The sequence below is a fragment of the Kitasatospora sp. NPDC001119 genome (genome assembly GCF_053598475.1).
Map to the genome: position 1 here is coordinate 310166 of NZ_JBSFKI010000002.1, position 14373 is coordinate 324538.

A 14373-nucleotide genomic window follows, 5' to 3' on the forward strand; every position below is an offset into this window, starting at 1 on the left:
GCGGTGGTGGCTCTCCGGCACGTTCGCGGCGACCTGCGCGGTACGGCCATGAGGGTGGTGTGCCACCGCGGACCGGACGCCTGTGCCATCTTCCCAGACTCGTGCCCGCGGGTCAGCAGGAGCCCGCCATGCGGAACGTCGCACGGTACGGGCGCACGGCGGCACCCGGGCGGCCCCGGCGGGGGCCGGAACCGGTCCCGGCCGGGCGCCGTCGGCACGGTACGCCCGCGTCGCCGGCAAGGTGCGCCCGCTATCCTGCGCCCGTGGACTACAACCAGCTGGCCGTCAACCTGCTCGACGCCAAATCCCTGATCTCGTCCCTCGGCGCCATCGGGCTGATCGCGATCATCTTCGCGGAGACCGGCCTGCTGGTCGGCTTCTTCTTCCCGGGTGACTCGCTGCTGATCCTCGCGGGCGTCGCCGCCTCGAACGCAGCCTCCTCGGTGCTCGGCGACGGCGCCAAGCTGCCGATCGCCGTCCTGCTGATCGGCTGCCCGATCGCGGCGATCGCCGGCGCCCAGCTCGGGCACCTGATCGGCGCCAAGGTCGGGCCGAAGATGTTCGACAAGCCCGATTCGAAGATCTTCCGCCGCGACTACGTGGTGAAGGCGGAGGAGTACTTCAACAAGTTCGGCTCCGGCAAGGCCGTCGTGCTGGCCCGCTTCATGCCGATCATCCGCACCTTCCTGAACCCGGTCGCCGGCACCCTGGAGATGCCCGCCCGGACCTTCTTCGTCTGGAACGTGATCGGCGGCGTGCTGTGGACCGAGTCCATGCTGCTGATCGGCTACTTCTTCGGTGACGCGCTCGCCCCGGTGATCGACAAGTACCTGATCCCGGCGGTGCTGCTGATCGTCCTGCTGTCCATCTCGCCGATCCTGATCGAGGTCATGCGCGAGCGGAAGAAGAAGCGGGCCGGCGTCGGCGCCGAGGTCGACGAGGAGAGCCAGGTCCAGGCCGGCGGCGGCCGGCACCGGCGGGGCTGAGCGCCCGCCGCTCCGGACACGGCGAGGGCCGGTGCTGTTTCACGTGAAACAGCACCGGCCCTCGGTCGTTCGTCGTCCCGGCCTTGTCGTCCCGGCGGGTCGGGGTCAGAGACCCAGGTCGTCCAGGGTGTACGCGGTCACGTACTCCAGGCCCTGGGCCTCGACGGCGGCCGCGCCGCCGCGCTCCACGATCACCGCGACGCCGACCACCTCGGCACCCGCCTCGCGCAGCGCCTCCACGGCGGTCAGCACCGAGCCGCCCGTGGTGGAGGTGTCCTCGACGGCCAGCACCCGGCGGCCCTTGACCTCCGGGCCCTCGATCCGGCGCTGCAGGCCGTGCGCCTTGCCGGTCTTGCGGACCACGAAGGCGTCCAGTTGCTGCCCGCGCGCGGCGGCGGCGTGCAGCATCGAGGCGGCCACCGGGTCGGCGCCCAGGGTCAGACCGCCGACGGCGTCGTACTCCAGGTGCGAGGTCGCGTCCAGCATCACCCGGCCGACCAACGGGGCGGCCACGCCGTCCAGCGTGATCCGGCGCAGGTCGACGTAGTAGTCGGCCTCCTTGCCGGAGGAGAGGGTGACCTTGCCGTGCACGACGGCCTTGTCCTTGATCTGTGCCAGCAGGGCGTCGCGGTCGTTGCTCATGAGCGTTCAGTCTAGGCCCTGGCAGTCCCCGCGGCTCTCCGGGCTCGCACCCGGCCGGCGCCCGGTCAGCGGCGGCGCAGCGCCCTGACCAGCACCACGGCACCGCCCAGCAGGGCCACCGAGCCGCCGATCACCCACGGCACCGCGTTGCGGCCGCCCGCGCCCGGCACCACGATCCCGCCGGCCTCCCCGCCCCAGCGGGACGCCGCCCGGGCCCGCGCGCTGCGGGCGGGCAGCGCCGGGGCGTACGGGCCGCGCGGCGGGGCGTGGTCCACCTCCTCTGCGGACCGGCCGACGATGCTGCGGCGCACCGGGCCGGAGAGCACGGGCTCGTCCTCGTACGCGAAGAGCGGCTCGGCGGGCAGCTCCTCGGCGACGCCGTCCTGCTCGGCGGAGCCGTCCTCGCCCTCGCCCTCGCCCTCGCCATCGACGTCGTCCTCGTCGTCGTCGGCGGAGCCGGTGGGCAGACCGAAGCGCTCGGCGTCGGCGTCGGAGAAGGCGATCAGGTCGGAGAGGTCGTCGTCCAGGTCGTCGCCGGGCTGGTCCTGGCGCTCCTCGATGAAGACCACACCCGCGCCGGTCGAGGTCTCCGCGGCCTGGTCCTCCTGCTCGTCCAGGTCCTCCGAGCCCTCCTGGTCCTGCGGCTGCTCGCCCTCCGGGGCGACCAGCGCGGCGGCGAACCTGTCCAGCAGACGGCGGCCGGTGGCGTCGAGGGTCTCCTCGTCGAACTCGGTCAGCCGGCCGGTGGCGCTCAGGTCGCCGGTGAAGCGGATCGCCGCGGTGCCCTCCTCGGCGCCGTCCACGACGCTGACCCGGACGGTCGCGGTCGCCTCACCGCTGCCCCGGGCCTCCTCGCCCTCGGCGAGCACGGTCAGCACGCCCTCCCGGCCCTCGATCAGCGACAGCACGCCCTTGTACGTGATCGTGGAGCCGCCGATCCGCAGCTTCAGCCGGCCGCCGATCTCCTCGGCCGCACCGGACCCGACCGCGGCCGGCTCGGTGCTCAGCCCCGGCACGCTCCGCGCCAGCAGCGCCGGATCCTGCAAGGCCTGCCGCACCAGCTCGGCGGACATCGGGACGACAACCTCATGCTCCATGCCACGGAGCCTACCGACTGGTCCCCGCCCGGTCCCTACCCACCACCACCAGATTTTCCCCGCCCCACCCGTTCCCTTGGCCGTCGCACCATCGTCCCGGCCCCGAGCCTGGGCCGCCCCGCCCACCGGCCCGGCGCCCTCCGGCCCCGCAGGCCCGAGGCTGCGCACGCCCACCGACCCCGCGCCCTCCGGTGCTGCCCCACCCACCCGGCCCCAGGCCCGGGGCCGCCCACAGCCCTGCGCACCGGGCCCGCGCCCATCCACCGGCCCCAGGCCCGGGGCCGCCCCGCTCACGGGCCCGGCACCCTCCGGCCCCGCCTCGCCCACTTGGCCCCGCAGGCCCGGGGCCGCCCACGGTCCTGCCCATTGGGCCCGCGCCTATCCAGCGGCCCCCGGGCCCGGGGCTGCCCTCCCCATCGGCCCCGCACCGTGACGGGACCCGCTCCGTCGCCCGTCGTCCGGCGGCCGTCCGCCCCCGCAAGGTGGGCCGGGGCCATGGGCCTTCTCCTGCCGGGGTCCGCTCCCCAGCTGCCGAGCGGCCCCGCCCGTGCGGGGGCTTGCCGGTCGAGGCGCCCGTTCTTCCGGGCTTCCCCGCGTGGGAAGTCGGCTGGATCGACTTCTCGCGCAGCGGCGATGGGGCGGCGAGTCGATCACCGTTCCGACTGCGGGCGGACCCCGGGGAGCGGAGGGGGCTTCTGCCCGCCTCGGCCCGCTTCGCGGATGCCGGGCGGCCCCTGCCGTGTCCGGCGGGGGCCGCTTCCTCCGGCCGCTCTTCCCGGGGCGTCGGGTGCGGCCGGTGGCGGCCGCGGGGCCGTCGGAGCGGCGGTGCGGGTGCGGGGTTTCCGGCTGTCGGCCTCAACGGTGGCGCAGGAGGGCCGCCGGGCCGCGGCTCAGCGGCGACCTCAGCGGGGGCCGAGGAGGGTGAGGGCGGCCGGGGGGTGGGCGGGGCGGAGGGCGGTGAGGCGGGTGGTGGTGGCGTGGAGGGTGTCGGGGGTGAGGGCGCGGGGGGCCGGGGCGTCGGGGGCGAGGGTGAGCGGGGGGCGGGTGGCGGCGGCGAGGAGGAAGTTCTGGGCGCCGTCCGGCGGGCCGGGGCGGCAGGCGGCGGTGGCGCTGCCCGGGACGGCGTACGGGGCGGTCTGCAGGCCCGTCGTCCGCAGGCCGGACTCGATCTGCCAGAGGCCGTCCAGGTCGCTCCCGGCGCGGACGGCGATCCGGCCGCCGGGGGAGAGCAGCCGGGTGGCGAGGCCGTAGAACTCCTGGGAGTGGAACTTGACCGGTCCGCCGTCGGCCGGTGCCGGGAGGTCGGCGAGCACCACGTCGTACGGTCCGTCCCCGCCGGGGGCGCCCGCGCCGCGCAGCCAGGCCATCGGGTCGGCGGCGGTGGTGCGGACCCGGGGGTCGTCCAGGGAGCGGCCGCCGAGGGCGGCGAGCCCGGGGTCGGTGCGGGCGAGCCGGGGGAGGGCGGGGTCGGCGTCGACCAGCCGGACGGTGCGGACGCCCCGGTGCCGCAGCACTTCCCGCAGGGCGAGTCCGTCGCCGCCGCCGAGCAGCAGGACCCGGGCGTCCGGGCCGGCCGCCATGGCGGGGTGGACGAGGCCCTCGCTGCCCCGGTACTCGTCGGGTCCGCAGACCGCGAGCCGGCCGTCGAGGTAGAGCCGGAGCGGGCCTTCGGCGGGGCCGGTGAGCACGATCTCCTGGTACCGGCTGCGGGTCGCGTAGCGGACCTGGTCGCCGTAGAGGGCGTGCCGGGCGGCGCGTTCGACGGCGTCGGAGCCGGCCGCGGCCGCCGCGAGCACGGCGAGCACCAGCAGGCAGCCGCCCCAGAGCAGCCGTCGTATCCGGGGGGCGGGTTCCTCGCGGAACAGCCAGAGCACCACGGCGGCCCCGGCGACGGCGTTGACGGCGCCGGTGAGCAGTGCTCCGTCGCCGGGCCCGAGGCCGGGCAGGATCAGGAACGGGAAGGCGAGGCCGCCGATCAGGGCGCCCACGTAGTCGGCGGCGAACAGGTCGGCGACGGCCCGGCCGGCGTCCTCGCGCCGGATCCGTTGGATGAGGGTCATCAGCAGGGGGATCTCGGCGCCGATGAGGATGCCGATCAGGCAGGTGAGGCCGACCATGGCGGCCTGGTAGCGGCCGATCCAGGCCCAGCAGGAGTAGAGGGCGAGGACGGAGAGTCCGCCGGTGAGCGCGAGCGCGCACTCGACCAGGGCGAAGGCGGTGGCGGGCCGGCTGGTGAGCCGTTTGGCGAGGAGGGAGCCGAGGCCCATCGCGAAGACCATGACGGAGAGCACGACGGAGGTTTGGGTGACCGTGTCCCCGAGCAGGTAGTCGCCGAGCGCCACGAGTTCGAGCTCGTAGACGAGTCCGCAGGCCGCGCAGACGAACGCGGCCAGCAGGACGGTCAGGCGGGCGAACCGTGGTCGGGAGCGCAGCCGGGGCCGACGGCGGGCGGGCAGGAGTGGGGCGTGGGCTCGCCCGGGCCGGGGTGGGGTGCCGTCGTCGAGGTCCACACGCGGGCGTGCGGGCGGACCGGCCGGATGGTTGATCACGAACAAACGCTAGGGGACGTGCGGGACGGATGGCTGCGCCCATCCGACGGACAGTGAGCGACGTCGAATTGACGAATCGTTCCTGCGTACGATTCGTAGGCCCGGGTTGGGCGGCCTACGGCCGGACCGGTGTTCCGCTCCGGACTTGGGGGCGGTCATGCCCCGGACACCACCAGCGAGGAGCGGGTGCACACCAGTTGCCCCTCCTGCGGATAGGCGTGCCAGGTGCGCCACAGGAGCCGGTCCGGGCCGCCCTGGGTGACCAGCGCGGTGAAGGCGCTCGGGTCGCCCGGGAAGACCCCGGCGAGGCCCCGGGGGTGCCCCTCGACCAGGGCCAGCAGCTCCTGGGCGCGGGCCGCGAAGTCGTGCGGCGGCAGCGCCTCGATGCGGGCGGCGAACTCGTACTCCCAGCCGCCGACCTGCTTGGCCACCCGGGCCGGCAGCGGGGTGCGGCGGCCGGGCAGGCAGGCGACGGTCTCCAGACATCGGCCGGGGCCCGCGTCGATCACCACCTGGTGGGAGGCGCCCAGCAGGCGCAGCTGGAGGGTGCCGGACGCGCCCGGGCGGCCGCCTCCGTCGAGTCTCAGGTCGCGGACGGCGAGAGCGGGCAGCGGGTCGCCGCCGAGGCACCAGGCGAGGTCACCGGCGCGGGTGTCCGTGTAGGAGGTCTGCAGTGTGGTGAGCATGCTCGGCTCCGCGTTTCAGCTCCGTGCGCGCCCGCCGAGCAGCACCGAGTAGGCCTAGGCGATGGCGAGGCTGTTCGTGGCTGTGCGGCCCTGGGCGCGGCCGACCGTGGAAGGAAGGATTCCGGCTGGAGATTCAGCAGCAGAGAAGCACGAATACGTCGGGCCCGCCGGTGATTTACCCAACTTTGTCAAGCATTCACCGTTTCGAGCACACCTGCTTCCCGGCTCTGATCGAGCCCGTGTACGAGTCTGCACAGCGCGCGCCCCTATCACCGGATTGCGCGCCGTGCGCGCCGGGTGTGCGCTGTTCGGGCGCATCACGCGCCGCCGCCCTCCAGGCGCGGGGCGTGGAGGGCGGCGGGAGAGTGCCCGGAGGGTCGGCCAGCGTGCCTCAGTGGCGGCAAACAAGCAAGCCGATCAAGGAAGTTGATGATCCATCAGAACTGGTGTCGGGCTGCGGGCAGTCCTGTTCGAAGGGTGCGGAGAAGGGCGTGAAAGGGGGCGTGCGGCCCCTCACAGGCGCCGCAGGCGGGCGACGGCCTCCTGAAGGACCTCGTCCTTTTTGCAGAAAGTGAAGCGGACCAGGCTACGGCCGGCCTCCACGTCGTCGTAGAACACCGCGTTCGGGATGGCGACGACGCCGCAACGGCCGGGCAGGGCACGGCAGAACTCGATGCCGTCCTTCTCGCCGAGCGGGGTGATGTCGGTGGTGACGAAGTACGTGCCCTCGGGCGTGAAGGCCCGGAAGCCGGCCGCGGTGAGGCCGTCGACCAGCAGGTCGCGCTTGCGCAGCAGGTCGGCGCGGAGGGTGTCGAAGTACGTGTCCGGCAGCCGTAGGGCCTCGGCGACGGCGTACTGGAAGGGGCCGGCGCTGACGTAGGTGAGGTACTGCTTCGCGGTGCGCACGGCCGCCACCAGGTCCGGGCTCGCGGTGACCCAGCCGACCTTCCAGCCGGTGAAGGAGAAGGTCTTGCCGGCCGAGGAGATGCTGACGGTGCGTCCGCGCATGCCGGGCAGGGCGGCGATCGGGTGGTGGGCGGCGCCGAACACCAGGTGCTCGTAGACCTCGTCGGTGGCGACCAGCAGGTCGTGCTCGACGGCGAGTTCGGCGATGGTCGCGAGCTCTTCGGCGGTGAGGACGGTGCCGGTCGGGTTGTGCGGGGTGTTGATCAGCAGCAGCCGGGTGCGCGGGGTGATCAGCGAGCGCAGCTCGTCCAGGTCGGGGCGGAAGGACGGGGCCCGCAGGGTGAGCGGCACCCGGGTGGCGCCGGCCATCGCGATGCAGGCGGCGTACGAGTCGTAGAACGGCTCGAAGGCGATCACCTCGTCGCCCGGCTCCAGGAGGGCCAGCAGGGTGGCGGCGATGGCCTCGGTGGCGCCGGCGGTGACCAGCACCTCGCTGTCCGGGTCGTACGCGAGGCCGTGGAAGCGCTGCTGGTGCTCGGCGATCGCGGTGCGCAGCTCGGGGATGCCGGGGCCGGGCGGGTACTGGTTGCCGCGGCCCTCGCGCAGGGCCCGTACGGCCGCCTCGCGGACCTCCTCGGGCCCGTCGGTGTCCGGGAAGCCCTGGCCGAGGTTGATCGAACCGGTGGCCGTGGCCAGGGCGGACATCTCGGCGAAGACCGTCGTGCCCATCCCGGCCAGTCGGCGGTTCAGCAGTGGCCTGGTACCCATCGGTGGCTCCTCACGGCTCGTTGTCAGGCCATCCTGGGTCAGCCGGGAGCCGGGGACAAGAACGGCCCGCCACCGCCGCGGGGGCGGGTGGCGGGCCGAACGGGCGGTGCGGGGGCGGGATCAGGCCTCGTCGGTGCCCTCGGCGCCCTCGCCGTCCTCGCCCTCGATCTCGTTCTGGAGGCCGAGGCGCTCGACGATCCACTGCTCGAAGCCGACCGCGGCCTGGGTCCAGTTGGCGGTGGTGGTGACGAAGTAGTCCAGGTTGACGCCGGCGCCGACGATCATCTGGGCCTCGCCGATCAGGCGGACCACGCCGTCCTCGTGGGTGTGGGTGTAGACCTTGGGCCAGAGGGTCTCGCGGTTCCACTCGTCGATCAGGTCGAGGATCTCGCCCTTCTTCTCCAGCGGGTACGCGCGGTCGTAGAAGGCGCGCACCGCGAAGAGCTCCTTCTGCTCGCCGCGGAACATGTAGTAGACGCGGAAGCCCTCCCAGGGGGCGGTGAGGTCGCCCTCCTCGTCCACGACGTGCTTGAGCTGCATCTGGTCCAGCAGCTGGGTGACCAGGCCCTGGTCCGGGACGATGATCGGCGGCGGGCCGGCCGGCCGCCCGCCCTGGCCGCCGGGCTGGCCGCCCTGGGGGACGCCGAAGGACGGGATGGACGACGGGTCGATGCTCATGGGGGTCCTCATTCCTCAGTGCACGTGGTGGCCGGCAATGAGAGGCCGCCCTTTCCACCTCCCATCCTGCCTCATTCGGGGCTCCGCTCACAGGGGCAGCCGAGGGGCGAGTCGATCTTCGTCCGGCGTTCTTCACGGCGTTCTTCGCGGTGTCGTTCCGGGTGTCCTTCCCGGGTTCTTCCCGGGCTTCCCCAGGGTGTTCCCCGGCGGTTCCGGCCGGGGTGGAGCGGGCGGCCGTCACGGAGGGTGTCCGGGGCGGGCTGGAGGCCGTCCGGAGAGCGCGCGTGAGCCACGTCACGCGCCTGGCGCGCCGGTTCGGCTGCCGTGCGGGCCGGATGCGGTTAGCGTGCGACGGAAATCGCTTCGGTCAAATCCCGGCCCAGCCGGGTGAGTTGAGCTGTCCTGAGGCGGACTGTCCGGAATTGAGGGGGGAACAGGAGTGGGTGGAGCGGCGACGGGGGACGGCGCATCGCTCGGGGCGCTGCTGCGGAGCATCCGGCTGGACCGGGGGATGACGCAGGAGCAGCTGGGCGAGGCGACCGGGCTGAGCGTGCGGTCGATCCGGGACCTGGAACGGGAGGTGTCCTGCCCGCGGGTGTCCACGCTGCGGCTGCTGACCCAGACCTGGAACCTGCCGGACGCCCAGGTGGCCGAACTGCACCGGCTGGCGCGCAGCCGGCGGGACCGGACGCGGCGGCTGCTGCGGCAGGCGGCGGAGTGACGGCGTCCGGCCCGGGGCGCGAACCGGGCCGGGGATGCGGAACGGGCCGGGGATGCGGAAGGGGCCGGGGATGCGGAACGGGCCGTCCCCCGCCGCCGGAGCGGAGGGAACGGCCCGTGCGCCGGACGCCCGGCGGTGCTACTTCTCCAGCGGCCCCCGGCCGCGGACGGTGAGGCGGTCGCCCTCCTCGTCCCGCTCGACCACGACGGTGTCCCCGTCGTGCACCGCGCCGGACAGGATCGCCCGGGCCAGCTGGTCGCCGATCGCGGACTGCACCAGCCGGCGCAGCGGGCGGGCGCCGTACGCCGGGTCGTAGCCGGTGAGCGCCAGCCAGTCGCGGGCGGCCTCGGAGACGTCCAGGGTGAGCCGCCGCTCCCGCAGCCGCTCGCCCAGGAGGGCCACCTGGAGGTCGACGATCCGGCTCAGCTCGCCGGTGCCCAGCGGCTCGAAGACCACGATGTCGTCCAGCCGGTTGAGGAACTCCGGCTTGAACGCGGACCGGACGGTGCCCAGCACCAGCTCCCGCTTCTCGGCCTCCGGGGTGGCCGGGTCGACGAGGTACTGCGAGCCCAGGTTGGAGGTGAGGATCAGGATGGCGTTGCGGAAGTCCACCGTGCGGCCCTGGCCGTCGGTGAGCCGCCCGTCGTCCAGCACCTGGAGCAGGACGTCGAAGACCTCCGGGTGGGCCTTCTCCACCTCGTCCAGCAGCACCACGCTGTACGGGCGGCGGCGGACCGCCTCGGTGAGCTGGCCGCCCTCCTCGTAGCCGACGTACCCGGGCGGGGCGCCGACCAGGCGGGAGACCGAGTGCTTCTCGCCGTACTCGCTCATGTCGATCCGGACCATGGCCCGGGCGTCGTCGAACAGGAAGTCGGCCAGGGCCTTGGCGAGTTCGGTCTTGCCGACGCCGGTCGGGCCGAGGAAGAGGAAGGAGCCGGTCGGGCGGTCCGGGTCGGCGATGCCGGAGCGGGTGCGCCGCACCGCGTCCGAGACGGCCTGCACGGCCTCCTTCTGGCCGATCAGGCGGCGGCCCAACTCCTCCTCCATGCGCAGGAGTTTGGCGCTCTCGCCCTCCAGCAGCCGGCCGGCCGGGATGCCCGTCCAGGAGGCGACCACGTCGGCCACGTCGTCCGGGCCGACCTCCTCCTTGACCATCGAGGCGGAGGCGTCCTGGTCGGCGGCCCGCTCCTGGGCGTCGGTGAGCTCCTTCTCGGCGGCCGGGATCTCGGCGTACATCAGCTTGGACGCCCGCTCGAAGTCCCCGTCGCGCTGGGCGCGTTCGAGCGCGCCGTGCAGGTCGTCCAGCCGTCCCTTGAGCTCGCCGACCCGGTTGAGGCTCTTCTTCTCCTGCTCCCAGCGCGCCGTGAGCACGCTCAACTGCTCGTTCCGGTCGGCGAGGTCGCGCCGCAGCCGGGCCAGCCGGTCGACCGAGGCCGGGTCCGACTCCTTCTCCAGGGCCAGCTCCTCCATCCGCAACCGGTCGACCGAGCGCTGGAGTTCGTCGATCTCGACCGGGGAGGAGTCGATCTCCATCCGCAGCCGGGAGGCCGCCTCGTCGACCAGGTCGATCGCCTTGTCGGGCAGGAAGCGGGAGGTGATGTAGCGGTTGGACAGGGTGGCCGCGGCGACCAGGGCGGCGTCCGAGATCTGCACCTTGTGGTGCGCCTCGTACCGGCCCTTGAGGCCGCGCAGGATGGCGATCGAGTCCTCCACGCTGGGCTCGCCGACCAGCACCTGCTGGAAGCGGCGCTCCAGGGCCGGGTCCTTCTCGATCCGCTCGCGGTACTCGTCCAGCGTGGTGGCGCCGACCATCCGCAGCTCGCCGCGGGCCAGCATCGGCTTGAGCATGTTGCCCGCGTCCATCGCGGAGTCCCCGCCGGCGCCCGCGCCGACCATGGTGTGCAGCTCGTCGATGAAGGTGACGACCTGGCCGTCGGAGGCCTTGATGTCGTTCAGGACGGCCTTCAGCCGCTCCTCGAACTCGCCGCGGAACTTGGCGCCCGCGACCATCGCGCTGAGGTCCAGCGAGACCAGCCGCTTGCCGCGCAGCGACTCCGGCACGTCGCCGGCCACGATGCGCTGGGCCAGGCCCTCGACCACGGCGGTCTTGCCGACGCCGGGCTCGCCGATCAGCACCGGGTTGTTCTTGGTCCGGCGGGAGAGCACCTGGACCACCCGGCGGATCTCGTGGTCGCGGCCGATCACCGGGTCGAGCTTGCCGTCCCGGGCGGCCTGGGTGAGGTCGGTGCCGTACTTCTCCAGCGCCTTGTAGGTGCCCTCCGGGTCCGGCGAGGTGACCCGGCCGCTGCCCCGGACGTCCTTGAACGCGGCGAGCAGCGCCTTCGGCGTGGCGCCCTGCTGCACCAGCAGCTCGGCCACCTGCCCGCCTTCGGCGGCCAGGCCGACCATCAGGTGCTCGGTGGAGACGTACTGGTCGTCGAGGTCGCTCGCGCGCTTGCCGGCCTCGGTGAGCACCGCGATGGTGTCCCGGGCGAGCTGCGGCGCGGAGACCGTCGAGCCCATCGCGCTGGGCAGCGCGGCCGCCTGGCGGCGGGCCTCGGCGTCGACCCGGGCGACGTCGGCGCCGACCGCCTCCAGCAGGGGCCGGGCGATGCCCTCGGGCTGCTCCAGCAGGGCGATCAGGATGTGCACCGGCCTGACGTCCGGGTTGCCGGCCGTGCCCGCCTGCCGGATCGCGGCGGACAGGGCGTCCTGCGTCTTGGTGGTGAACTTGCTGGCGTCCACTGCTGGGGGGTCCTCCCTGGTCGTCCTTCACTACTGCTACGTACAGCATGCACTAAGTTGAGTCTATTCCGCTCAACCTTTCGGGAACAGGGCTTCTTCAGGCCGGGGGAAGCCGACGTGCCGCCGGACGCCCGACGGGCCGCCGGGTCAGCCCCAGCAGCTCCCGGGCCGGCCCGCTCGGCCGCTGCCCGGCCGGCCAGACCGCGCGCAGCGGCCGCCGCAGGTCCAGCTCCTCCACCAGCGGCACCTCGACCAGCCGCCGGGTGGCCAGCTCCTCCACCACGGCCAGCTCGCTCAGGCAGACCGGCCCCGCCCCGGTCATCGCCGCCGCCTTCAGCGCGGTCGACGAGGCCAGCTCCATCCGGGGCCGCGCCGCGCCCCCGTACGGCTTCAGGGCCGCCTCCAGCACCTCCCGGGTGCCCGAGCCGGGCTCGCGCAGCACCAGCGGGACGGCCGCCAGCTCGGCCCCGGTCAGCGGGACGCGGCGGCGCGCCCACGGGTGGCCGGGCGCCACCACGACCACCAGCCGGTCCGCCGCCACCACCGCGCCGGCCAGCCCGGGCGGGGTGGACGGGCCCTCGACGAAGCCGAGGTCGGCGTCCCCGGCCAGGACGTGCCCGGCGACCTCCGCCGAGTTCGCGGTCCGCAGCGTCACCGCGGTGCCCGGGCTGGCCTCGGACAGGCCCAGCAGCCAGCCGGGCATCAGGTACTCGGCGACGGTCAGGCTGGCCACCACCCGCAGCTTGGCGTCCCGCCGCTCGCGCAGCGCGTCGATCCCGGCGTCCAGCGCCTGCGCCGCCTCCACCACCTGCCGGGCCCACTCGACCACCAGCCGGCCCGCCTCGGTCGGCCGGCTGCCCCGGGGCGAGCGGTCCAGCAGCGCGACGCCGATCTGCCGCTCCATGCCCTTGATCCGGGCGCTGGCGGTCGGCTGGCTGACGCCCAGCTCGGCCGCCGCCCGTCCGACGCTGCCCAGCCGGGCCACCGCGAGCAGCAGTTCCAGGGCGCCGAGTTCGGGGACGTGCGAGGAGAGGGGCATAGATCCAGGCTATGCCCCCATAGAAGCCCCGGCGCTACCGGCCGCCGGGCCCTCCGGGCGACGGTGGGAGCATGTCCACTCTGGCCGGTATCCGACCCCTCGCCCGCCCCGCCGCCCGCCGCCGGCCCGACCTCGCCCAGCTCGGCCCCAACTGGTACGCCGCCGTGATGGGCACCGCGATCCTGGCGAACGGCGCCGCCGTTTTGCCGGTGCGGCCGCCCGGGCTGACCGGCTTCGGCGAGGTGCTGTGGGCGCTCGCGCTGGCCGCCCTGCTGGTGCTGGCCGGGGCCCGGCTGGTCCACCTCACCCGGCACCGCGAGGCGGCCCGCGCCCAGCTGCTGGACAACCCGGCGACCGCGGTCTTCTACGGCTGCCCGCCGATGGCACTGCTCTCGGTCGGACTGGGCACCATGCTGCTCGGCTCCCGGGTCATCGGCACCGGCCCGGCGGTCGCCCTGGACGCGGTGCTGTGGGGCCTCGGCACCGTGTACGCGCTGGCCGTGGCCGGCGGCATCCCGTACCTGATGATCACCCGGCACCGGGTCTCCGCCCTGGAGGCCAACCCGACCTGGCTGCTGCCGGTGGTCGCCCCGCTGGTCGCCTCCGCCTGCGGCCCGGCGCTCGTCCCGCACCTGCCGGCCGGAACGGCCCAGCAGGCCATGCTGTACGGCTGCTGGGCGCTGTTCGGCGTCGGCCTGCTGGCCACCCTGGTGCTGCTGCCGGTGGTGTTCACCGGGCTGTTCCACAGCAGGCTGCCCGCCCTGGCGCTCACCCCCACGCTGTTCCTGGTGCTCGGCCCGCTCGGCCAGTCCGTCACCGCGGTCCACCAGCTCGCCGACGCCGCCCGCCCGGTACTGCCCGCGCTGGCCCCCGCCATGACCGACCTCGCCGAGCTGTACGGCGTGGCGGTGATCGGCGTCGCGATGCTCTGGCTGGCCGTCGCGCTCGCCGCCAACCTGCGGGCCCGGCGGGCCGGGATGCCGTTCGCGATGACCTGGTGGGCGTACACCTTCCCGGTCGGCACCTGCGTCACCGGCGCCTCCGCGCTCGCCCGGCACACCGGCTTCGCGGGCTTCAGCGCGCTGGCCGTCGGCCTCTACCTGCTGCTGGCGTCCGCCTGGGTGCTCGCCGCGGGCGGCACCGCGGCCGGGCTCGCGCGGGGGCGGCTGCTGGCCCGCTGAGGGGCCCGCTGAGGTGCCCGTCGCCCGGGGCGGCCGTCCGCGTGGTGCGGGGCCCGTCCCCGCGCGCGGACGGTAGGGCTCAGGAGCACGCCGCCGATGCAGGAACGTGCACGGCCGGGACGACCGCGCACAGCCGCCCGGCGGAAGTGCCGGTCGGCGCCGACTCCCCTTCCAGGCCCGGGTTCCCACCGGAATCCGCCCCACCGCCCGAACCGCCCGCGGCCGCCCCGGATGCAGATAGCTGCAATTGCGCGAACATGCACTCGGGCGGCACTTGTTCACCGGCCGTCACGCTGTGAGGGTGGAGGCACGCCAAGTCGTCCAGGCAACCGCAGCCTGATGGTGGCGACTCGCTCTTCGAAACTGACCGCAGGT

At 74.3% G+C, this 14373-nt stretch carries 11 protein-coding genes; 3 read left to right on the top strand and 8 right to left on the bottom strand.

From position 1 onward, the window contains the following. The first annotated feature begins 263 nt into the window (after positions 1-263). Positions 264-986 carry a DedA family protein gene (locus ACWDD9_RS03770; protein WP_049659650.1) on the top strand — a complete coding sequence of 241 codons (723 nt, stop codon included), beginning with the start codon at positions 264-266 and terminating at the stop codon, positions 984-986. Positions 987-1091: 105 nt separating this feature from the next. Here the strand turns inward: ACWDD9_RS03770 and pyrE are convergent, their stop codons facing one another. From pyrE to ACWDD9_RS03800, 6 genes are all read right to left on the bottom strand, one after another. Beyond that, positions 1092-1628, bottom strand: a complete 537-nt coding sequence (gene pyrE, locus ACWDD9_RS03775) for an orotate phosphoribosyltransferase (RefSeq protein ID WP_049659651.1) — start codon at positions 1626-1628, stop codon at positions 1092-1094. A gap of 65 nt (positions 1629-1693) precedes the next feature. Beyond that, positions 1694-2725 (bottom strand): hypothetical protein, encoded by a 1032-nt coding sequence (locus tag ACWDD9_RS03780; protein WP_449810699.1) that lies wholly within the window; start codon positions 2723-2725, stop codon positions 1694-1696. Positions 2726-3627: 902 nt separating this feature from the next. Beyond that, positions 3628-5274, bottom strand: a complete 1647-nt coding sequence (locus ACWDD9_RS03785) for a polyamine aminopropyltransferase (protein ID WP_234348276.1) — start codon at positions 5272-5274, stop codon at positions 3628-3630. A 155-nt stretch (positions 5275-5429) separates the two neighbouring features. Further along, positions 5430-5960 carry a DUF2617 family protein gene (locus tag ACWDD9_RS03790; protein ID WP_074001863.1) on the bottom strand — a complete coding sequence of 177 codons (531 nt, stop codon included), beginning with the start codon at positions 5958-5960 and terminating at the stop codon, positions 5430-5432. Positions 5961-6473: 513 nt separating this feature from the next. Then, a complete protein-coding gene (locus tag ACWDD9_RS03795) occupies positions 6474-7634 on the bottom strand; it encodes a pyridoxal phosphate-dependent aminotransferase (protein ID WP_449810700.1) in 1161 nt (386 codons plus the stop codon). 120 nt (positions 7635-7754) lie between these two features. Further along, positions 7755-8312: a type III secretion system chaperone family protein gene (locus tag ACWDD9_RS03800; RefSeq protein ID WP_049650411.1), complete on the bottom strand. Its 558-nt coding sequence runs from the start codon at positions 8310-8312 to the stop codon at positions 7755-7757. 439 nt (positions 8313-8751) lie between these two features. Between ACWDD9_RS03800 and ACWDD9_RS03805 the strand changes: the two genes are divergently transcribed. Next, positions 8752-9033, top strand: a complete 282-nt coding sequence (locus tag ACWDD9_RS03805) for a helix-turn-helix domain-containing protein (RefSeq protein WP_074001862.1) — start codon at positions 8752-8754, stop codon at positions 9031-9033. 138 nt (positions 9034-9171) lie between these two features. Here the strand turns inward: ACWDD9_RS03805 and clpB are convergent, their stop codons facing one another. After that, positions 9172-11778, bottom strand: coding sequence for an ATP-dependent chaperone ClpB (gene clpB / locus ACWDD9_RS03810; protein WP_049650413.1), 2607 nt, complete (start codon positions 11776-11778; stop codon positions 9172-9174). Positions 11779-11875: 97 nt separating this feature from the next. Further along, entirely contained in the window at positions 11876-12817 is a 942-nt protein-coding gene (locus ACWDD9_RS03815; RefSeq protein WP_449810701.1) for a LysR family transcriptional regulator, read from the bottom strand. A 71-nt stretch (positions 12818-12888) separates the two neighbouring features. Here ACWDD9_RS03815 and ACWDD9_RS03820 point away from each other — a divergent pair, with 71 nt between their 5' ends. After that, positions 12889-13998, top strand: a complete 1110-nt coding sequence (locus ACWDD9_RS03820; RefSeq protein ID WP_449810702.1) for a TDT family transporter — start codon at positions 12889-12891, stop codon at positions 13996-13998. The last annotated feature ends 375 nt before the right edge of the window (positions 13999-14373 follow it).